18 protein-coding genes are annotated in these 21669 nt (G+C 61.2%); 12 read left to right on the top strand and 6 right to left on the bottom strand.

Annotation, left to right across the window (positions count from 1 at the left end; translation table 11 throughout):
• Positions 1–829: lytic transglycosylase domain-containing protein (locus AC1ECN_RS10230; protein ID WP_477952904.1), on the bottom strand; the 829-nt coding region annotated here is incomplete at its 3' end.
• A 195-nt stretch (positions 830–1024) separates the two neighbouring features.
• Here AC1ECN_RS10230 and AC1ECN_RS10225 point away from each other — a divergent pair.
• Together AC1ECN_RS10225 and AC1ECN_RS10220 are read left to right on the top strand one after the other, a co-directional pair.
• Positions 1025–1747: a glutathione binding-like protein gene (locus AC1ECN_RS10225; RefSeq protein WP_130655260.1), complete on the top strand. Its 723-nt coding sequence runs from the start codon at positions 1025–1027 to the stop codon at positions 1745–1747.
• A gap of 241 nt (positions 1748–1988) precedes the next feature.
• Positions 1989–2759: a gamma-glutamyl-gamma-aminobutyrate hydrolase family protein gene (locus AC1ECN_RS10220; RefSeq protein WP_130655259.1), complete on the top strand. Its 771-nt coding sequence runs from the start codon at positions 1989–1991 to the stop codon at positions 2757–2759.
• Between the two features lie 67 nt (positions 2760–2826).
• Here AC1ECN_RS10220 and AC1ECN_RS10215 read toward each other — a convergent pair whose 3' ends face one another.
• The 3 genes from AC1ECN_RS10215 to AC1ECN_RS10205 form a co-directional block, all read right to left on the bottom strand.
• Complete coding sequence (locus AC1ECN_RS10215; protein ID WP_477952902.1) at positions 2827–3486, bottom strand: peroxiredoxin; 660 nt, start codon at positions 3484–3486, stop codon at positions 2827–2829.
• A 292-nt stretch (positions 3487–3778) separates the two neighbouring features.
• On the bottom strand, positions 3779–4777 hold the full coding sequence (locus tag AC1ECN_RS10210; RefSeq protein WP_130672451.1) for a TRAP transporter substrate-binding protein: 999 nt from the start codon (positions 4775–4777) through the stop codon (positions 3779–3781).
• A 13-nt stretch (positions 4778–4790) separates the two neighbouring features.
• The gene (locus AC1ECN_RS10205) at positions 4791–6623 is read right to left on the bottom strand and encodes a TRAP transporter large permease (protein ID WP_130672450.1); all 1833 of its coding nucleotides are present in this window, start codon (positions 6621–6623) and stop codon (positions 4791–4793) included.
• Between the two features lie 325 nt (positions 6624–6948).
• On the opposite strand from AC1ECN_RS10205, the gene AC1ECN_RS10200 reads away from it, so the two are divergent.
• From AC1ECN_RS10200 to AC1ECN_RS10175, 6 genes are all read left to right on the top strand, one after another.
• Entirely contained in the window at positions 6949–7536 is a 588-nt protein-coding gene (locus AC1ECN_RS10200) for an ANTAR domain-containing response regulator (RefSeq protein ID WP_032995983.1), read from the top strand.
• Between the two features lie 34 nt (positions 7537–7570).
• Positions 7571–8851: a CmpA/NrtA family ABC transporter substrate-binding protein gene (locus AC1ECN_RS10195; RefSeq protein ID WP_018073333.1), complete on the top strand. Its 1281-nt coding sequence runs from the start codon at positions 7571–7573 to the stop codon at positions 8849–8851.
• A gap of 481 nt (positions 8852–9332) precedes the next feature.
• A complete protein-coding gene (locus AC1ECN_RS10190) occupies positions 9333–10601 on the top strand; it encodes an MFS transporter (RefSeq protein WP_130672449.1) in 1269 nt (422 codons plus the stop codon).
• Between the two features lie 17 nt (positions 10602–10618).
• Positions 10619–13069, top strand: coding sequence for a nitrite reductase large subunit NirB (nirB, locus tag AC1ECN_RS10185; RefSeq protein ID WP_024320620.1), 2451 nt, complete (start codon positions 10619–10621; stop codon positions 13067–13069).
• 4 nt (positions 13070–13073) lie between these two features.
• Entirely contained in the window at positions 13074–13409 is a 336-nt protein-coding gene (gene nirD, locus AC1ECN_RS10180; protein ID WP_018073330.1) for a nitrite reductase small subunit NirD, read from the top strand.
• Positions 13410–16067, top strand: coding sequence for a nitrate reductase (locus AC1ECN_RS10175; protein WP_130672448.1), 2658 nt, complete (start codon positions 13410–13412; stop codon positions 16065–16067).
• Between the two features lie 37 nt (positions 16068–16104).
• Here the strand turns inward: AC1ECN_RS10175 and AC1ECN_RS10170 are convergent, their stop codons facing one another.
• Both AC1ECN_RS10170 and AC1ECN_RS10165 read right to left on the bottom strand, forming a co-directional pair.
• The gene (locus tag AC1ECN_RS10170) at positions 16105–16782 is read right to left on the bottom strand and encodes an HAD family hydrolase (RefSeq protein ID WP_130672447.1); all 678 of its coding nucleotides are present in this window, start codon (positions 16780–16782) and stop codon (positions 16105–16107) included.
• Positions 16783–16903: 121 nt separating this feature from the next.
• Positions 16904–17221 carry a hypothetical protein gene (locus AC1ECN_RS10165; RefSeq protein ID WP_018481253.1) on the bottom strand — a complete coding sequence of 106 codons (318 nt, stop codon included), beginning with the start codon at positions 17219–17221 and terminating at the stop codon, positions 16904–16906.
• Positions 17222–17431: 210 nt separating this feature from the next.
• On the opposite strand from AC1ECN_RS10165, the gene AC1ECN_RS10160 reads away from it, so the two are divergent.
• From AC1ECN_RS10160 to AC1ECN_RS10145, 4 genes are all read left to right on the top strand, one after another.
• Positions 17432–17758, top strand: a complete 327-nt coding sequence (locus AC1ECN_RS10160; RefSeq protein WP_018073326.1) for a hypothetical protein — start codon at positions 17432–17434, stop codon at positions 17756–17758.
• A gap of 261 nt (positions 17759–18019) precedes the next feature.
• Positions 18020–19471, top strand: coding sequence for a cryptochrome/photolyase family protein (locus AC1ECN_RS10155; protein WP_130672446.1), 1452 nt, complete (start codon positions 18020–18022; stop codon positions 19469–19471).
• Entirely contained in the window at positions 19468–20802 is a 1335-nt protein-coding gene (locus AC1ECN_RS10150; protein ID WP_130672445.1) for an NAD(P)/FAD-dependent oxidoreductase, read from the top strand. The genes AC1ECN_RS10155 and AC1ECN_RS10150 overlap by 4 nt, the downstream gene beginning before the upstream one ends.
• Positions 20799–21650, top strand: coding sequence for a DUF1365 domain-containing protein (locus tag AC1ECN_RS10145; protein ID WP_130672444.1), 852 nt, complete (start codon positions 20799–20801; stop codon positions 21648–21650). The genes AC1ECN_RS10150 and AC1ECN_RS10145 overlap by 4 nt, the downstream gene beginning before the upstream one ends.
• The last annotated feature ends 19 nt before the right edge of the window (positions 21651–21669 follow it).

Here is a 21669-nt window from a genome sequence, read left to right as displayed (position 1 = left end):
CCGCATTCAGCGGCGCGGGCAGATCCTGCACGGCATCGAGAAACATGCGCCGGGCCACCGCGACATTCGCATTCGCCGCAAGCTGGACGCCCCAGGGCGCCCATTCACCCTCCTGACGCCAGGGCGTGTCCTTCAACGTCCGTCTCTCCGCAAGCGCCACGCAGCCATCGAGGAARGACTTGTCCTTGTCGAGCGGGGCGGCCGCATCTTCCGGTGGGTTATCCTTCCATTCCTCGACCGTATGCGCGGTAATCGCCATGACGTAGCCACGCGTCTCGTAAGGTAATCTGCCTGACGTAAGGTAAGTAGAAAGGCCGTTTTCACCGGCATTATAGGCGGCGGCGGCAAGGCCGAGATTGCCGAAACGATTGCGCAATTCGTCGAGATACTGCGCCGATTTCCGCAGCGCTTCCAACACCTGGTAGCTGTCTTCAAGACCGCGCAGTTTCGCCGTTCCGGGCATGAATTGCGCAATCCCCTGGGCTCCCTTGAAGCTGACTGCATCGGGGCGAAAGGTGCTTTCTCGCCAGATGAGACGGGCGAAATAATCCGCTGGCAATTGATTGGCGCTGGCGAAATGCTCGATCGCGACGCAAAGGTCGTAGTTGAAACTGTCTTTCCGGATGCAGAGCGTCTCACCCGATCCCGCCGCCGAAGGACCTGAATAGAGACAGGCCGGCGCCCCAGCGCTTCCTTCCGGTTGGGCCATGATCGTGTCCACTTGAGAAAACAGAAGACAGAGCGAAAGCATGGCCTTCGTCGATCTCCTCGCAATGTCGGACTGACGCTTTCGACGTATCATCGGATCTCGGCAGGTTCGAACTTCCATCGCGACGCTGGATTCTAGATACCATCGATGAAGGCGTGACGCCTCCCCCATTTCCATACCTGCACCCGAATTGGTGCCGGGGACGGTCACAGGTTTCTAATTTCGCCATCGATTTTGGAACAAACATATTCGACCTGCCATGGTCGTAGCGTCATCCTGTTTGCCAGGAAATCCCGAGCAAACGAGGATACGCAGATGATTGATCTCCACTACTGGCCGACGCCGAACGGCAAGAAGGTTTCGATCTTCCTGGAGGAAACCGGCACGCCCTATCGGCTGGTGCCGGTCAATATCGGCCGGGGCGACCAGTTCAAACCCGATTATCTCAGACTCAACCCCAATCACCGCATGCCTGCCATCGTCGACCATGAACCTGCCGATGGCGGCGGCCCGTTGAGCGTGTTCGAATCCGGCGCGATCCTCTTCTACCTCGCCGAGAAGACCGGCAAATTCTGGCCGCAGGATCTGCGCGGCAAATACGAGGTGACGCAATGGGTGATCTGGCAGATGGCCAACCAGGGGCCGAAACTCGGCGAGGCCGGTCATTTCCGTCGCCTTGGTGATCGCGAAGGCGATCAGTCCTATGCGGTGCGGCGCTTCACCGACGAAGCCAACCGACTTTACGGCGTTCTCAACATGCGGCTTCGCGACCGGCGCTATCTGGCCGGTGACAAATTCACCATCGGCGACATCGTCAGCTATCCCTGGACCGTCAACTGGCAAGCACAGGGTCAGGACATCGACGAGTTCAAGCATTTCAAGCGATGGTTCGAGGAGGTTGGCGCAAGGCCCGGCGTCCAGCGCGGTCTYGCGGTCGGCGCCGATCTTGGCACCGACAACAGCAAGCTCTCCGAAGAGGAACAGGCGCGCATCCGCAAGATCCTCTACAACCAACGCGCCCTTCCCGTTCCGGATTGAGCACCGGCCCGGCCAAGGAAACTCGCTTCTTCGAGCCTCGCCTTGTTCAGGCTTTTAACGGACCTGCCTTGGCGGTCGCAAAAGCTCTTGCACCTGCATCGCGACCAAGGATAACCATATAGTGACAACCGAGCCGGCAGTCAGCCCGAGGCCGGTTCCGGTTTCGCGGCGTTGCAAATCACCTGCCCGAGGGGCCAGGCGGCTTGGGTGGCAGGCGTTGCGACTTGGGGTGTGACAAGCAATGGCAAGACCTGTAATCGGCATCATCGGGAACGCCCGCATCATCGAAAGCCGCTTCTCGACCCAGCTTGTCGGAGAAAACAATTTGCGGGCCGTGGCCGATGTCGCCGAAGCGTTGCCGCTGATGTTTGCCGGCAATCCTAAACTGGCCGATATCGCGGATCTACTGGCTGTCGTCGACGGCATTCTGCTGACGGGTGCCAGAGCCAATGTCCATCCCAGCCGATTCAACATGGTGCCGGATCCCAAGCATGAGCCTTATGATGAGGATCGTGACGGGCTGGCGCTGCCATTGATCGAAGCCTGTGTTGCGCAAGGCGTTCCTATTTTCGGCATATGTCGCGGTTTTCAGGAAATGAATGTCGCCGCCGGGGGCTCGCTACATCCCGAAATCCGGGAATTGCCCGGACGCATGAATCACCGAATGCCGCGCCTTGAGACCGGCGAGATCCATCCCGACCCCGCCATCGTTTTCGGCGATCGTCACGACGTTCGACTTATAGAGGACGGGATGTTTGCACGCATCCTCGGTCGGGAGACGATCCGGGTGAACTCCCTGCATGGGCAGGGCATCCTCGACCTAGGCGAAAGAGTCGTTGCCGAAGGCATTGCCGAGGACGGGACGATCGAGGCGATACGGTTCAAGGACGCGCCGGGATTTGCGCTCGGTGTGCAATGGCATGCCGAATACGATCCGCAAACCAACCCTGTTAATCGTGCGCTGTTTCAGGCATTCGGCGATGCGGTGAGAGCCCATAAAGCCATCGCTTAGTCTGATCAGTAAAAAGCCGCCGCGAAGTGCTTTCACGGCGGCTTAGGGAATGGCTTGAAAGCAGTAGTCAGGCCGTCGGCTGCTTGGTCTTCCTGAGATAGGGCAGAACCGTATCGAAGGAGCCGAAACGCGTGATTGCGTCTTCGTTGGAAACCGCGGCGGTGATGATGACGTCCTCGCCCTGGTTCCAGTTCGCCGGCGTGGCCACCTGGTGCTTGGCCGTCAGCTGGATGGAATCGATGGCGCGCAGGATCTCATTGAAATTGCGGCCCGTCGTCATCGGATAGGTCAGGATCAGCTTGATCTTCTTATCGGGACCGATGATGAAGACCGAACGCACGGTGGCATTGTCGGCAGGCGTACGGCCTTCCGAGCTCTCGCCGGCGCCGGCCAGCAGCATGTCGTAGAGCTTGGCGACCTTGAGGTCCTTGTCACCGATCAGCGGATATTCGACGTCGAAGCCGGTGGCGGTCTTGATGTCGTTCTTCCACTTGGCATGGCTTTCCACCGGATCGACGGAGATGCCGATGACCTTGGCGCCACGCTTGGAAAATTCCCCGGCCAGGCCGGCCATGGCGCCGAGCTCGGTCGTGCAAACCGGCGTGAAATTCTTCGGATGCGAGAACAGGACGGCCCAGCCGTTGCCGATCCACTCATGGAAGCTGATCGGTCCCTGGGTGGTGTCGGCGGTAAAATCGGGGGCAATATCGTTGATGCGTAAGCTCATGGTCGGCCCTCCAAAGCCTTGTGTTCAATGTTGTTTATCTCAAATCGAAGCCATGGGATCCGTCCGCCGGAAGCGGTAGCAACATTGCGGTCAACAGGACCGCACCGGCCGAAGGTAAAAACTTCCCATTCCAGGATTTTAAGTAAGTTATATACCACGATCCCCGAAGGCATGCTCTTTCGATTTCCGGCCTGCTCCGGCATTATTTTTCCGGCAAGTGYGCGCGATGAAGAGACCGACGGTTTTCCATCGGTCCCCGTTCAAAGCTGCAGCAGAACCGTCCGCCGCTTGCTCAGGCGGCCTGGATCGATTTGATCCTGTCGATGCCGCCGACAACCGGCGCGAAATCGTCCCACACACCCTGGGCGCCCTTCTGCCATTCGTCGAAGGCTTCCGGCTTAAAGAGCTTTCCGCCGTTGGCAAGCGCCGTCTCGACGGACTTGGACTCGTCGTCGACGATCAGCTGGTTGAAATAGGCAGCCCCCTCGCTGGAAGCCTGCTGGAACACCGCCTTCTGCTCGTCATTGAGACCGGCCCAGAAGGTCGAGGCATAATAGATGACGCCGGATGCCCAGATGTGACCGGTCTCAGTCATGTCAGGCACGACCTCATAGAGCTTGAAACCGGCATAGGCCGATTTGGTCAGGTCCATCGCGTCGGCGACACCGGTTGCGAGCGCRTTATAGGTCTCAGTGATCGGAATGCCGATCGGCGTCGTGCCGAATGCGCTCCAGAGCTTCGTGTGCAGCGGGCTCTGAATGACGCGAATGCGCTTGCCCCTGAGCTGCTCTGGCCGCGTCACCGGTTCCTTGGTCAGGAGATGGCGGGCACCGTAATTGATGAAATCGCCGACGACGAAATTCTGCGCCTGCAGTTTCTGCTTGAGATCGGCGCCGACATCGCCGCCAACGGTCCTGCGGACATGGTCGGCATCGCGGAAGAGGAAAGGCAGATCGAGGATCTGCAGTTCCGGCGCCCAACCGGAGAGCGACGAGACCGTTGAAAGGCTGGCCTGGATGGAGCCGAGGCGCACGCCTTCGGCCACTTCCTTCTCGCCGCCGAGCGCACCGTTCCTGACGATATTGAACTTGAACTGGCCGGGAAGCTTCGCTTCGACCAATTCGCCGATCTTCACCCAGATCTTCGTCTCCGGCTTGTCGTCGCCGAGCAGCGAGGCGATCGTGATCGTCGTCGTGCGGGCGGCGGTCGTGCGGACGAAGGCGGGCGCTGCTAGCGCCGTTCCGGCGAGAGCGGCAGTCTTCAGGAAATTGCGTCGGTTGAAATTGTCCATGGGGTTGTCCTGTTTACGAGAAGATGATGGCCCAGGCGCAAAGGATTGCCAGCGAGACCAGGAGGGCGAGCAGATAGGGAACCACCGCCCGGAAGAGCTCTGAGGCGGGAATGCGCGTGACGCCGCTGACGACGAAGATCAGCATACCGAGCGGCGGCGTCAGCCCGTGGATCATCAGGTTGACGACGATGATCACGCCGAACTGAATGGGATCGATGCCGGCGGCGACCGCCGCCGGCAGCAGGATGGGGCCGAAGAGTAGGATCGCGGCGCCGATATCGAGAACGAGGCCGACCACCAGCAGGATGACGTTCGACAGCAGGATGACCGCAAGCGCACTGCCGCCGAGCACCGTCGTCAGATGCGAGATCAACCCGGATACGTCGTCAACCGCCAACAGGAAGGCAAAGGGGCCGGCCGTGCCGATGAGAAGGCCGATCGCTGCTGCCTCCACAGCCGCCTGACGAAAAGCGGCATAAAGTGAAATAATGCCGAGGCGCGCGCCGATGCCGAGTAGCAGTGTGTAGAAAGCGGCAAGCGCTGCCGCTTCCGTGGTGGTGACGATGCCGATGCGGATGCCGACGACGACGATGACGCCGAGCCCGAAGGCTGGGATCGCCTGGACCGCCGATTGCCAGCGCTGTCTCGCATTTGCGCGCGGCAAAGGCACCTGCTCACGCACGGTCAGATGGATAGCGACCGCCAGGCATATGGCCATCAGGCCGCCGGCGAAGAAGCCACCGACGAGCAGCGAGCCGACGGAAAGATTGGTCGCGGTCGCAAGGATGAGAAATGCGATCGACGGCGGGATGACATTATCGAGAACCGATGTCGAGGCGATGATTGCGGCCGCCTGCGCCGGCCGATAGCCGTGTTTGACCAGCTCGGGTTGGAAGGTCGATGCGCCGAAAGCGGCATTTGCGACCGACGAGCCGGAGGCGCCGGAAAAGAGAACGCTGGTGAGCAGTGTCGTCTGCGCCAGTCCGGCCCTGCGATGGCCGACCATGGCGGCTGCAAAGCGCACAAGCTGGTTGGCGACGCCGGAGGCAGTGAGAAGACCGCCGGCGAGCAGGAAGAAGGGAATGGCGAGCAGCAGGAATTTCGAGATGCCAGTGACAGTCGCTGAAACGATCGCCGGCTCCGGCAGGCTGCTGCCGAAGGCGACGACGACATAGGCTGCGGCAAGAAAGGCGTGCGGCAGCGGCGCAGCAAGCACGAGACCGACCGCGGCGATCAGTCCGAGGAAGATGCTCGGCGGCCAGTCGAGATCGAGCGCGACATGCGGGATACCGGCATAGAGCGCAACACCGACGGCAAGCGAGATCACAACCGGCAGGATCTTACCTTCGGCGATACGCTGCAGAAGCAGCATGACGAGGATCAGCGCGCCGCCGGCACCGAGGAAGCCGAAGCGGATCCATTCCGGCACACCGAGCGTCGGTGAGACACCGCCGAGCATCGTCATGATCTCGCTGCCGCCGAAGCTCAGAATCAGCGCCGAAAGCACCGTGAAAACATCGGCGCCGATCCGCGTCACCTTCTGCAGGTTTTCCGGCAGCATCTTGACGAAGACATCGAGGCGCATAGCAAGCGCGCTGTTGAGGCTGAGTGGCGCGCCGAGCGCGATCAGGCCCACATGCAGCCAGATGCCGAGATCCTCGGCACCGATGAAGCCGGCGCTGAAGAAATAGCGCAGGCACACTGTGACCAGCACCATCAAGAGCAGCACGGCGAGAACGAGTGCCGCAGCAATGCCGAGAATCGCTTCGACCACCCTCAGAACGCGTGCCGCCATGCGGTCATCCGGAGCAGTCTGTTCAATCGGATGAAATTCGCCGGTAGCCACTCAACTTACCTTCCGCCCTGAGGATCAGGCGTCCTGACAATCAAAAGATCGCGATCAACAAGTATCGACCGGGTGTCCTTCGAGACTCCCTGCTGAGACCGAACCGCGGCTGCACCTTTTCGCTGAAACAAAAGACTTCCTCAAGCAGCCGCATGCAGGAAAAGACAACAGATCGACGTCAGCCATTGATCGGATTAGAATGTATGCGAGACTATAACTGCGCCTAAAAGCGGYAGTTTGATTATTTTTTGTGCGCATGCATTTATGCACACTTTTAAGGCGGGCGCGCTTGCCAAAATTGCTGCAGTGCGTCATGAGTATAACAATGACGCATCTCGATCTGACAATTCTGGTGATCGACGAAAATGCCATACGCGCCTCCATCATCGAAGAAGGACTGCGCGAGGCAGGGCATGTGCGCGTCACCGTGGTCCACGAGGTCAACGGCATCGCGCGAATCATCGAAACGCTGACGCCCGACGTGATCATCATCGATATCGAGAACCCCAACCGCGACATGATGGAGCATCTGTTCCAGCTGACGCGCACGGTCAGCCGCCCGATCGCCATGTTCGTCGATCGCTCCGACACGGCCTCGATCGAGGCTGCCGTCGATGCCGGCGTCTCGGCCTATATCGTCGACGGATTGAAGAAGGAACGCGTCAAACCGATCCTCGACATGGCCGTCAGCCGCTTCAATGCCTTCAACCGGCTACGGCGGGAGCTTGCCGATGCCCGCTCCGCGCTCGAGGAACGCAAACTCATCGAGCGCGCCAAGGGCATATTGATGAAGATGCGCGGCCTGTCGGAGGAAGAGGCTTTCGCCCTGCTGCGCCAGACAGCGATGAACGAAAAGAAGAAGATGTCGGAAATCGCCCAGAGCGTCGTCACTGCCGCGGGGCTGTTGATGTAATGGCCGACCTGATGAATTTCCGGAGGAAACCGGAGTGGATATGATGACGAAGACCTCCAACCCCGGCGGCGAGCTGCCCTCGCCCGTGCGGGTGAACAACGAAGGACCGAAAGTGCTGCGGGCCGGTTTCATTCCGCTCGTCGATGCATCGGTGCTGATTGCGGCGGCGGAATTCGGCTTCGCGCGGAAGGAAGGCCTGACGCTCGATCTCGTCAAGGACGTCTCCTGGGCGAATGTGCGTGACCGCCTGGCATTCCGCCAGTTCGACATTGCCCACATGCTGTCGCCGATGCCCGTCGCCTCCATGCTCGGTCTCGGCTCCAATCCCTCACCGACGATCACGCCGTTTTCGCTGGGGCGCGGCGGCAATGCGATCACGCTGTCGACGCGGCTCTTCGACAGGATGCGGGATGACGCGGGATTGCAGGAAACGGCAAGCGCGCTCGACAATGCCCGCGCCCTGGCAAAAACTTTGGCGGCAATGAAGGCCCGTGGCGAGCCGCTGCCGACTTTTGGGGTCACCTACCCCTTCTCCTCGCACAATTACGAATTCCGCTACTGGCTGGCAGCCGGCGGCATCGATCCCGACAAGGACGTCAAGCTTGTCGTGGTGCCGCCGCCCATGACTTCTGATGCACTGGCAGCCGGTGCGATCGACGGTTTCTGCGTCGGTGCGCCGTGGAACATGGTCGCTTCAGAGCGCGGCGTCGGCCGCATCGTCGCCGCCAAACAGGATATCTGGCCGTCGGCACCTGAAAAGGTGATCGGCATGCGGCCGGACTGGGCGGAAAGCCATCCGGAAACCGTTTCCCGGCTGATCGTGGCGCTCGACGCGGCAGCCCAGTGGTGCGATCGGCCGGAAAATCACGATGCGCTGGCGGCAGCTCTTGCCGACCCGCGCTATATCGCTGCCCCCGTCGAGATCATTCGCCGTGTACTCGCCGGCGAATTCAGCCTCGACGCAAAGGGTAACCGCCGCATCATCACCGATTATTTCATGTTCCATTCCGGCTTCGCCAATTATCCCCGACCGAGCCAGGCGCTGTGGATCTACAGCCAGATGATCCGCTGGGGACAGGCCGAGATCAGCCTTAACATGGCAAGGGCCGCAGCATCCGCCTACCGCCCGGATCTCTATCGCACGGCTCTGGGTGACGACAACGCACCTGAAGATGCCGATATCCGCATCGAAGGCAGTGACGAGGGCAACCGTTTCATGGACGGCCACGTCTTCGACCCGGCGAGGCTGCCGGACTATGTCGCAGGTTTTGCCGTCAAAAGCGCCCTCGCCTTCGTTTCCGTCGACGAGGTATAACCGATGCCGGCCTGCACAAAACGCCAGCAAGCATCTGCCCGCCTCACGACAAGCGCACAAAATATTTGCATGAGCGGGTGGCGGCCCGAAAAACAAGCAGGCGGCGCGTTTCGTAAAATATCATTTTTATTCAGCAGCTTGAACGTAAATCACCAAACTGGCACGCAGCTTGCATGACCTTTATAGCGCCGGTCAATGACGATCAGCGCAGAATGAGCGCGCGATAGACGCTCACGGAAGACACAGAAATTGCTCTTCAGATTGAAGAGGTAGGTTTTAGCTTGAGCAATCCGGCCAACGGATTGCCTCCAGGCAAATGGGCCAGAAGGCCCAAGAATTCGGCGTCCAACGGCGGGCGCCACCAGCAAAGCCGCTGATCAGGATATTTCGCGCACCTCGTGTATGCGCGTCCTGACCAGCGGCTTTTTGTTTTAACCCTCAGCGATGGATCGGCACGACCTTGTCGGGCCCCGGAGAAGTTATGTCTGTCATCGAGAAAGCACAGCCCATGTCGGCCGGCGAACCAGCCAAAGCATTGTGGATCTCCACTGTAGCCTTCACCCTCTGTTTTGCCGTCTGGACGATCTTCGCGATCATCGGCATTCGCATCAAGCAGGATCTCGGCCTGAACGAGGCCGAGTTCGGATTGCTGGTCGGCACCCCCGTGCTCACCGGTTCGCTGGTGCGTATCGTTCTTGGCATCTGGACGGGCCGTTACGGCGGCCGTCTCGTTTACACGCTCACCATGCTGGCCGCCGCATTGGCGACCTTCCTGCTCTCCTACGCCCAGACTTATACGCAGATGCTGATTGCCGGCCTCGGCGTCGGCCTAGCCGGCGGCTCCTTCGCAGTCGGTGTCGCCTATGTCTCGCCTTTCTTCCCGGCGGAGAAGCAGGGGACCGCGCTCGGCATCTTCGGGGCAGGCAATGTCGGCGCGGCCGTGACCAAATTCGCCGCTCCCTTCGTGCTGCTCGCATGGGGCTGGCAGGCAGTTGCAGAAATCTGGGCAGTCTGTCTGGCGCTGATGGCAATCGTCTTCTGGTTCACCACGACCGATGATCCGGCCTTTCGTCTGCGCCGCGAATGCCGCGCTGTCTCCAAGAGTTTCGCACAGGAATTCGCGCCGCTGCAGAACGTTCAGGTCTGGCGCTTCTCGCTCTACTATTTCTTCGCCTTCGGCGGCTTTGTCGCCCTGTCGCTGTGGCTGCCGCGCTACCTAGTCGGCGTCTACGGCTTCAACCTGGAAACCGCCGGCATGGTCGCCGCCGCCTACTCCATCCCGGGCAGCATCTTCCGCGCCTTCGGCGGCGTGCTGTCGGATAAAAAGGGCGCGCGCAGCGTAATGTATACGATGCTTGCCGTATCGGCTGTGGCCACCCTCATCCTTTCGCTGCCGGCTGCTTCTGGTGGCGGGACGGGTCCGGCGTTCGGCATCACCCCTGTCATCTTCATCGTCGTCATCTTCGTGCTCGGCTTCTTCATGAGCCTCGGCAAGGCTGCCGTCTACAAGCACATCCCGGCCTATTACCCCGAAAACGTCGGCGCAGTCGGCGGCGTCGTCGGGATGATGGGCGGCCTTGGCGGCTTCATCCTTCCGATTGCCTTTGGCCTCCTCAAGGACATGACCGGCCTTTGGTCCAGCTGTTTCCTGCTGCTCTTTGCGATCGTCGTGATCTCTCTCATCTGGATGCACCTGTCCGTCAAGCAACTGTCGCGCCAAGGGCACTCGGCGCCCGTGGCTGCAACCTGATCTAAGGACCTGGAAATATGACCGAAAAACTTGTCATCATCGGCAATGGCATGGCGCCCGGGCGCATGCTGGAGCACCTCTTCGAGCAGGCGCCGGGTCGCTATGAAGTTACGATCTTCAATGCCGAGCCGCGCGTCAATTACGACCGCATCATGCTGTCGCCGGTTCTCTCCGGAGAAAAGGACTACGAGCAGATCATCATTCACGGCGACGGCTGGTACATCAAGCATGGCATCATGCTCTACAAGGGCCACAAGATCGTCAACATCGATCGCGCCGCCAAGACCGTGACCTCCGACCACGGCGTCACCGAAAGCTACGACAAGCTGGTGATCGCAACCGGTTCCGTGCCCTTCATCATTCCCGTTCCCGGCAAGGATCTGCCCGGCGTCATCACCTATCGCGATCTCGACGACGTGCAGGCGATGCTGCTTGCCGCCCAGTCGCGCGAAAAGGCTGTCGTCATCGGCGGCGGCCTGCTTGGCCTGGAAGCAGCGGCCGGCCTTGCCCAGCGCGGCATGGACGTCACCGTATTGCACGTCATGCCGACGCTGATGGAGCGCCAGCTCGACCCCGCCGCCGGCTATCTGCTGCAGAAGGCAGTCGAGGAACGCGGCATCAAGGTCATCTGCAAGGCCAATACCAAGGCGATCGTCGGCAATGGCAAGGTCGAGGGCATCGAGCTTGACGACGGCCGCATCATCCCGGCAACGCTGGTCGTGATGGCCGTCGGCATTCGTCCGAGTGTCGGCCTGGCGAAGGACGCCGGTATTGCTGTCAATCGCGGCATCGTCGTCGATGCAGGCATGCAGACCTCGGACGGCGATATTCTCGCGCTCGGCGAATGCGCCGAGGTGGGCGGCATGGTCTATGGCCTCGTTGCGCCGCTCTATGAAATGGCCCGTATCGCCGCCTCGCATCTCTCCGGCGATCGCTCGCCCGCCTTCGTTCACGCGGATACGCCGACCAAGCTCAAGGTCACCGGCATCGAGCTTTATTCGCTCGGCGATTTCGCCGACGGCGACGACCGCGAGGAGATCGTGCTGCGCGATGCTTCAGCCGGCGTCTACAAACGTCTCGTTCTGAAGGACAATAAGATCATCGGTACCGTGCTTTACGGTGAGACCGCCGATGGTGCCTGGTTCAACGACCTGAAGAAAAAGGCGACCGATATTTCGGAGATGCGTGAGACGCTGATCTTCGGACAGGCCTATCAGGGAGGGTCGCCGCTGGACCCTATGGCGGCCGTTGCAGCCTTGCCGGATGACGCGGAGATTTGTGGCTGCAACGGCGTATGCAAGGGCAAGATCACTTCGACGATTTCAGGCAAGGGGCTGACGTCGCTCGACGACGTACGCGCCCACACGAAGGCATCCGCCTCGTGCGGTTCCTGCACCGGCCTCGTCGAACAACTCATGGCGCTGACTCTCGGCGACAGCTACAATCCGACTGCGGTCCAGCCGATGTGCACCTGCACCGAACTCGGCCATGACGACGTTCGTCGGCTGATCAAGGCCAAGGGTCTGAAGAGCATCCCTGCCGTCATGCAGGAGCTCGAGTGGAAGACCTCGTGCGGCTGCGCCAAATGTCGGCCGGCGCTCAATTATTACCTGGTCTGCGATTGGCCGGACGAATATGCCGACGACTACCAGTCGCGGTTCATCAATGAACGTGTGCATGCCAACATCCAGAAGGACGGCACCTATTCCGTCGTTCCGCGGATGTGGGGCGGTGTCACCAATTCGAACGAGTTGCGCGCCATCGCCGATGTCGTCGACAAGTTCGAGATCCCGATGGTGAAGGTGACCGGCGGCCAGCGCATCGACCTGCTCGGCATCGAGAAGGAAGACCTGCCCGCCGTCTGGGCCGATCTCGGCAAGGCCGGCTTCGTCTCCGGCCAGGCTTATGCCAAGGGCCTGCGCACCGTGAAGACCTGTGTCGGTTCGGACTGGTGTCGTTTCGGCACGCAGGATTCCACCGGCCTCGGTATCCGCATCGAAAGGTTCATGTGGGGCTCCTGGACGCCGGCCAAGCTGAAGATGGCCGTCTCCGGCTGCCCGCGCAACTGCGCGGAAGCAACCTGTAAGGACATCGGCGTGATCTGCGTGGATTCCGGTTTCGAGATCCATTTCGCAGGTGCGGCCGGTCTCGACATCAAGGGCACGGAGGTCCTTGGGCTTGTCCGGACCGAGGACGAGGCGCTGGAGCATATCGTGGCGCTGACGCAGATGTACCGCGAGCAGGCCCGCTATCTCGAGCGCATCTACAAATGGGCCAAGCGCATCGGCCTGGAGGAAATCCGCCGCCAGATCATGGGCGATGCCGAAAAGCGCAAAGCCTATTACGACCGCTTCGTCTTCTCCCAGAAATTTGCCCAGGTCGATCCCTGGTCGGAGCGTGTTTCCGGCAAGGACAAGCATGAGTTCAAGCCGATGGCGACGATCGGCTATCCGCAGGCTGCAGAGTAAGGAGATGGACATGAACTGGATCGCAATCGGTGACATCTCCGACATCCCGCTGCGCGGGGCGCGCTGCGTGAAGACGCCGCAGGGCAAGATCGCCGTCTTCCGCACGGCCGAAAACGAGGTCTTCGCCATCGAGGATCACTGCCCGCACAAGGGCGGCCCGCTCTCCCAGGGCATCGTCCACGCCAAGTCAGTCACCTGCCCGCTGCACAACTGGGTGATCTCGCTGGAAACAGGCAAGGCGCTCGGCGCCGACGAAGGCGAGGTCCGGACGATACCGGTGCTGAACGAAGACGGCAGGCTGTTCATCGCCTTGGAAAGCCTGATGATGGCGGCGGAATAGATGGCGGCTGAGGTCAAGACCACCTGTCCCTATTGCGGTGTCGGCTGCGGCGTTCTCGCCACGATCGACGAGGCAGGCGCAGTCAGCGTCAAAGGAGATCCCGAGCATCCGTCGAATTTCGGCCGGCTCTGCTCGAAGGGTTCAGCCCTTGCCGAAACCATCGATCTCGATGGCCGGCTTCTCTATCCCGAGATCGAAGGCGAACGGAGTGATTGGGACGAGGCGCTTGATCTGGTCGCCCGGCGTTTTTCTGAAACGATCGCCGAACACGGGCCTGACGCCGTTGCCTTCTACGTCTCGGGCCAGTTGCTGACCGAGGATTATTATGTCGCCAACAAGCTGATGAAGGGCTTCATTGGCTCCGGCAATATCGACACCAATTCAAGGCTCTGCATGTCCTCTTCCGTGGCGGGGCATCGCCGCGCTTTCGGCGCCGATACGGTGCCCGGGACCTATGAGGATATCGAACTTGCGGATCTGGTGGTCCTGACCGGCTCCAACCTTGCCTGGTGTCATCCCGTCATCTATCAGCGGCTTGCCGCCGCAAAGACGGCGCGGCCAAACATGCGGATCGTCGTCATCGATCCGCGCCGGACGATGACCTGCGATATCGCCGACCTGCATCTCGCCATCCGCCCGGATGGTGACGTCGCGCTGTTCATGGGACTGCTTGCCCATATCGCGACAAGTCCGGCAATCGACCAGAATTATATCGCCGCCCATACCGAAGGTTTCGGCGACGCTTTTGCCGCCGCCGCCGCGCTCGATATCAACGATCTCCTGGAACGGACCGGCCTGCCAGCCATGCAGATCAGGGAATTCTTCCGCCTGTTCGAGACGACGCTGAAAGTCGTGACCTGCTACAGCCAGGGCGTCAACCAATCCTCCTCCGGCACCGACAAGGTCAATGCCATCATCAACTGYCATCTGGCGACCGGCCGCATCGGCCGCCCTGGCATGGGACCGTTTTCGCTGACCGGCCAGCCGAACGCCATGGGCGGGCGCGAGGTCGGCGGTCTTGCCAATATGCTTGCCGCCCATATGGCGATCGAAAACGCCGAAGACCGGGATCGCGTACAGCGCTTCTGGAACTCGCCCGTCATCGCCGCAAAGCCCGGCCTGAAGGCGGTCGACATGTTCCAAGCCGTGGCCGACGGGCGCATCAAGGCGCTCTGGATCATGGCGACCAATCCCGTCGTCTCGATGCCGGATGCCGACAGTGTCGAAAGCGCGATCGCCGCCTGTCCCTTCGTCGTCGTCTCGGACATCCTGAAAGAGACGGATACGACCCGGCACGCAAATGTGCTTTTGCCCTCGCTCGGCTGGGGCGAAAAGGATGGCACCGTCACCAATTCCGAACGGCGCATTTCAAGGCAGCGACCGTTTCTCGACGTCCCCGGCGATGCAAGGGCCGACTGGTGGCAGCTTGCGGAGGTGGGACGCCGCATGGGATTTGCCGGCGCCTTCGATTTTGATGCACCGGCCGCAATCTTCGACGAACACGCCGCGCTTTCCGCCTTCGAAAATAACGGCAGCCGCGATTTCGACATCGGCGCGCGCGCCGGCATGAGCGGCGGCGCCTATGACGAACTGTCGCCCTTCCAGTGGCCGCAGGCGGCAGGGACAGAACCAAGCATCACCCGCTTCTTCGCCGAAGGTGGTTTCTTCCACCCCGATCGCAAGGCGCGCTTCGTCGCGGTCAAACCGCCCGCAACGGATCGCACCAATGCCGAGCACCCCTTTACGCTGAATACCGGGCGCATCCGCGACCAATGGCACACGATGACGCGAACCGGAAAGAGCGCGCGGCTTTCCGCCCATATCGCCGAACCCTTTGCCGAGATCCATCCGCGCGACGCGATCGAGACCGGCATATCAAGTGCGGGCCTCGTCGAAATCGACAGCCCGCACGGCAAGGCAATCGTCAGGGCGCTGGTCACCGATCGCCAGGCGCGCGGCGGCATCTTTGCGCCGATGCACTGGAACGACCAGTTCGCCGCAAGAGCGCGGATCGACGCCGTGGTCGCACCGATCACCGATCCTGTTTCCGGTCAGCCGGCATCGAAGAACGTTGCCGTCGCCGTCCGGCCGTTTCGCGCCACCCATTACGGTTTCGCCGTCTCCGCCACAAAACCTGCCACACCTGACGCCGCCTATTGGGCGCTGGCAAAAGCCGCCGGCGGCTGGCGGCTGGAGCTTGCCTTCGGAGAAAACGTCGAAGACTGGACGGCCTGGTGCCGGGCGGTTTTCGCCATTCCGGCAGAGATCGAACCGCTTGGTTATGCCGACCGGCAATCCGGCGACCTCAGGCTCGCCTTCTTCGATGGCGAGGTCTTGCTTGCCGCGCTATTTCTGGCTCGCGAGCCCGTCGCCGTCGCGCGCAACTGGGCGATCTCGCAGCTTTCAGCCTCGCATGGCGACCTCAGGAAGCGCTTTGCGCTCGTTGCGGGTCGTCCCGGTGCCGGCAGGCCGGATCCGGGCGCCACCGTCTGCTCCTGCTTCAGTGTCGGGGTCAACCAGATCGCTGCTGCCGCGCGCGGCGGATGTCACAGCGTCGAGGCGGTCGGCAAGGAAACCAGCGCTGGAACCAATTGCGGCTCCTGCCGCAGCGAAATCGGCAGGATCATCGATCGCTGTCTTGCAGCCGCCGCGGAGTGAACCGCGCAAAAGCAAGCAGGACGCGATCGGAGCACTTTCAGGCCGCGTTCGGGACGATAAGCATCCTGTGATCGGGGGAGATGCGGATCGAGATCTCGTCATAGGATGACAGGGTCAGGTGCGGCGTCTCCATCTTGTCGTGATGTGTTGCCGTGATGACCATGACATCGGCACCCGCCGCCTCGCCGGCGGTGATGCCGGCTGCGACATCCTCGAACACAAGGCAATCCTGGGTGCTGACGCCGAGGCGCTCGGCGCCGAGAATATAACATTGCGGGTCGGGTTTTCCGACCTTCACGTCCTCAGCCGTCACCATGAATTTCGGCAACGGCAAGCCTGCTGCCTCCAGTCGCCGGTGAGCAAGGCGCAACGGCGAGGAGGTGACGATCGCCCAGCGATCCGGCGGCAATGAACTCAGAAAGGTCGCGGCGCCGGGAATGGCAACGACGTCACTGACATCGGCGATTTCGGCCTCGGTCACCAGCTTCGATTCATGTTCGGGATCGACTCCCGGCAGGTTCAGCCGGGTGATCGTGTCAATGCCGCGCGATCCATGCATCTTCGGCAAAAAGGCGGCGACATCGAGCCCATGACGTCTCGCCCAGTCGCCCCACACACGCTCGGCCGCGCGGATCGAATTGAGGATGGTGCCGTCCATATCGAACAGGAAGGCGGCATAGGGCTTCTCGAAGCCGTGGGGCATCGGCATAGACAAAAGGCTGGATCCTTCAGGGAAAGAGTCGGACGGTGGACGCTATCGAGCGATGAAACGGCAAATCGCTGCGTTTTGCAAGCTTCCGGAAGATGGGCGGTGACCGCCTTCAAACTGCCTTCGCCTAGAAAGCCGCAGTACCGGAGGTGACGATCAAATCGCAGGAAAGCCGGAGGCCGATCAGGTCATGGCAGAGGTCATCGGCACCATCGGCGAGTTCCAATGCGGCCGGAGCATCGGCGCGCAGGTAGGCCTGCGTAGTCGGATCGACGCGCATCGGAGCGGCGGTCCATAACGAGGGACGGCTGACGTCGAGCGCCGAAATACCAGCCTTCTCGCCGCCCACGGCAGACGACGCGATCGCCATGCCGCTTGCCGTCAAGGCGAGCGCAAGCGCTATCTGGAGACTGAGATCGGCGGCTTCGCGAAAAGAAACGAACATAGCGGCCTCATGCCACGGTTTTTTAGTATCTCCGCATGCAGGTAGGGCATGCGCCGGCGCCGATCCAGCGACATCGCCCGTTAAGGTTTACGCATAACCATGCCGTACAGGCCGCGCCTGAATGCAGGTTTTCTGCAAATTTCGGAACAATGAATCCATCAGGCAGTTACCCCAAGGTCATCCAAGATGAAAATCAAAGGAGGATATCCTATGACTAAATCCCTCATCGCCGCTTCGCTACTTGCCATCGGCATGGCGTCGTCGGCCTTTGCCCAATCGAACCCGGATCCGATCGGGCCAACGAACGGCGGTTCGACCGACCCGAGTTCCGGCACCTATTCGTCCGATTACACCAATAGTGACAACGGCATTCATCCGGTAACGGTCTCACCGGTCGATCCGACGACCACCCAAAGCATCGGCCAGCCGAGGACGATTGAATGCCCTGGCATGCCGCAACAAATGTCCGGCGTCGACACCCGCGGTGGCCAGAGCGGCGCATCCATCAGCGAAGCCTGCCGCGAGTACGACAACTAAAGCGCGTCGCGATCTTTCAGATTCGCTCCTTGCGCTTTAGGTCTTTGTTTTTCCGCATGTCGTTATCGCAAAACCGCTGCACACTTTTGCGCGACATGCTTTAAGCGACAGACTCCCGCTCTCAGAAAAAGGCCGGTTCACGCCGGCCTTTTTCATGTCGCCGACAGCCGTGAAAACTTTTTCCACCGGATGAAACTTTTGATCCGGGTGGTCCGTACATCCGTAGCGGGTTGAAAAGAACACAAGCGGGGAACGGCTTCATTGGCAAAGGACGCGGCACCACCTGTTATCCTCTGGTTTCGCAAGGACCTGCGACTTGACGACAACCACGCGCTTGACGCCGCCCACCGCTCCGGACGGCCGATTATCCCGCTCTATATTAGAGAACCGGAGGCAGCAGGCACCGGTCCGCTGGGTGCTGCGCAGGCATGGTGGCTGCATCATTCACTCGAAGCGCTGGACAGGTCGCTGCGCAAGCGGCAGGGACGGTTGGTGCTTGCAAGCGGCGAGGCGCTTGAAGTGCTCTGCGCCTTTATCAGGGAGAGCGGTGCCGAAGCCGTCTTCTGGAACCGACGCTACGATCCATCAGGGACGTCGATCGACATCCGTATCAAGCGCGAACTGGAGAAGCAGGCGATCGACGCGAGAAGCTTCGGCGGCCAGTTGCTGCACGAACCTTCCCGGCTGATGACCGGCAACGGCACGCCCTATCGCGTCTACACGCCATTCTGGCGCGCGCTGGAGGGCTCCGGTGAACCGCAGCCGCCGCTGGACGCGCCGGCGAAGCTGCGGCTGGCATCGCAATTTCCGGCATCGGAAAGGCTTGAGAGCTGGAAGCTGCCGCCGACGAAGCCGGACTGGGCAGGCGATTTCGTTGATCTCTGGACGCCCGGCGAAGATGCCGCGCATGAGAAGCTCCGCGCCTTCGTTGAAGACGCGCTCGAGAGCTACAAGGAAAACCGAGACTATCCAGCGAGACCGGCGACGTCGATGCTGTCGCCGCATCTGGCGCTGGGCGAGATATCCCCTGCCCGTATCTGGGATGCGACACGCGGCCTGTCGCAACGGGTGCCGGCGGCCAACATCGTGCATTTCCGCAAGGAGATCGCCTGGCGCGAATTTTCCTATCACCTGCTTTTCCATTTTCCGCGTCTTGCCTCAGCCAACTGGAACGATCGATTCGACGGCTTCGAATGGCGCAACGACAGCGGAGATTTCGAGGCGTGGCGCCGCGGCATGACCGGCTATCCGATCGTCGATGCCGGCATGCGCCAGCTCTGGCACCATGGTTGGATGCACAATCGCGTGCGCATGATCGTCGCCTCCTTCCTCATCAAGGATCTGATGGTGGACTGGCGCCGGGGCGAAACCTGGTTCCGGGATACGCTTGTTGATGCCGATCCCGCCAACAATGCCGCAAGCTGGCAATGGGTGGCAGGTTCGGGAGCCGATGCCTCGCCGTTCTTCCGCATCTTCAATCCGGTGCTGCAGGGCGAAAAATTCGATCCCGACGGCGACTATGTCAGGACCTATGTGCCGGAGCTTCGAGGGCTCGAGTCAAACTACATCCACCGGCCGTTCGAGGCGCCGAAGAGCATGCTCGACGAGGCCGGCATCACGCTTGGCCAAACCTATCCGAAACCAATCGTCGATCACGCGAGCGCCCGCAACCGGGCGCTCGCCGCTTACAACGCCACGAGGGATGCTGCATGAACGCGCACTTCCGTCCCGCTCCACGCCGGCTGAGGATCGCCGTCATCGGCTCCGGCATCTCCGGCGCCTCCGCAGCCTGGGCGCTGTGTCAGGTGCACGACGTTACGCTTTATGAAAGCCAAGCGCGGGCCGGAGGCCATACGGCGACGGTCGACGTGGATTACGACGGGGTTCAAATTGCGGTCGATACCGGCTTCATCGTCTACAACGAACAGAATTATCCCAATCTCACGGCGCTGTTTGCCGAGCTCGGCATCGCGACGCATGCAAGCGACATGAGCTTTTCGCTTTCGCTCGACCGCGGCAGACTGGAATGGAGCGGCGGCGGGCTGTCCTCGGTCTTCGCGCAGAAGCGCAACCTGCTGAGGCCGTCTTTCCTGTGGATGATCCGCGAGATCCTACGCTTCAACCGCACCTGCCTCGAAGATCGGGCAGCCGGTCATCTCTCCTCGCGCTCGATCGGCGATTATCTCGACTGGCGCGGCTTCTCGCCCGGTTTCACCAACAACTATCTCGTGCCGATGGCGGCGGCGATCTGGTCGACACCATCAGCCCGCATGCTGCAGTTTCCCGCCGAGCAGTTCGTCAATTTCTTCGACAATCACCGGCTGATCTATCGCCGGCAACACCAGTGGCGCACAGTGACCGGCGGCAGCCGCACCTATCTCGACCGGCTGCTTCGGCCGCTCGGCGAACGCGTGAAACTTTCCTGCGGCGTACGTGGGGTCATCCGCTCCGAGCGCGGCGTCACGATCATCGACGAGACGGGGATCGAACACCCGTTCGACAAGGTGATCTTCGCCTGCCACAGCGATCAGACAGCCCGTCTGCTCGCCGATGCCACCGATCGGGAAAGCAGGCTGTTTGCGGCCATTCCCTACCAGCCGAACCGAGTCGTCCTGCATCGCGACCAAACGCTGATGCCGCAGCGGCGCAAGGTTTGGGCCTCATGGAATTATCTGCGTTCCAGCCGTGAAGACGGAAACGCGGACGTCGCCGTGACTTACTGGATGAACCGGCTGCAGGGCATCGACGAAAAATTCCCGCTGTTCGTGACCCTCAATCCCGACCGCGAGCCGGCCCCCCATAAGATGTTTGCCGAATTCACCTACGAACATCCGCAGTTCTCGGCGGACGCCATGGCTGCGCAACAGGCGCTTGTCACCATTCAGGGACAGAACAATTGCTATTTCGCCGGTGCCTGGACGGGGTACGGATTTCACGAGGATGGACTGGTTTCCGGTCTGGCGGCGGCAGAGGCCTTGGGCGGGATCATACCCTGGCGAACGGCCCTCACCTCCCGACAACCTCAACCGGATGCGGCGGCATGACAGGGCACGGCGAAAAACGTGGCATGAACGCGGTGGCCAACGGTGCGCCACCGAATGCTGCGGCGGCGCTCTATGTCGGCGAGATCATGCATCAACGCATGAAGCCGTTCGGCCATCGCTTCCGCTACCGTGTCTTCTCGCTGCTTATCGATCTCGACAGGCTGGACGAGGCCGGCGGGCTGTCGGTGCTATTTTCCGTCAACAGACGCAATCTCGTCTCGTTTCACGAGAAGGACCATGCCGACATCGGGGACACGTCGCTGCGCGCCTATGCCGACCGGCTGCTCGCCAAGGCAGGGCTCGACCGCGCGGACAGGATCCTGCTCGTCTGCTATCCCCGAATTCTCGGCTATGTCTTCAACCCGCTTTCCGTCTATCACGCCTATGATGCCGGTGGCACGCTCGTCGCGATGATCTACGAAGTGCGCAATACTTTCGGCGAGCGGCACAGCTATATCTGTCCGGTCGGCCACGGCGAGATGTCGGAAAGCGGGCTTCGCCAGAGCTGCGACAAGCTCTTCCATGTCTCGCCCTTCATCGGCATGACGGCGCATTATCATTTCCGCATGCTGCCGCCCGGCGCCGAAATCCGTTGGCGCATCCTGGAAAACGACAGCGAAGGCCCGCTTCTCTCGGCGACGTTTTCCGGACGGCAGGTGCCGTTGACCAGCGCCTCGCTCCTGGGGTTGACGGCGCGCATCCCCTTCCTCACCTTCAAGATCATCGCCTGCATTCATTGGGAAGCGCTGAAATTGTGGCTGAAAGGCGCGCGCTACGTCAGGCGTCCAGCGCCTCCGCCAGAAGTCAGCATCCGGCAACCCCTCCCGCTTGCGGACGCGGCGGAATGACATTACAGCGCCGCGCGTC

Source organism: Rhizobium sp. 01N447_2, assembly GCF_056399245.1.
The sequence above is the reverse complement of the archived record's forward strand: the minus strand, read 5'-3'. Positions and strand labels throughout refer to the sequence as shown.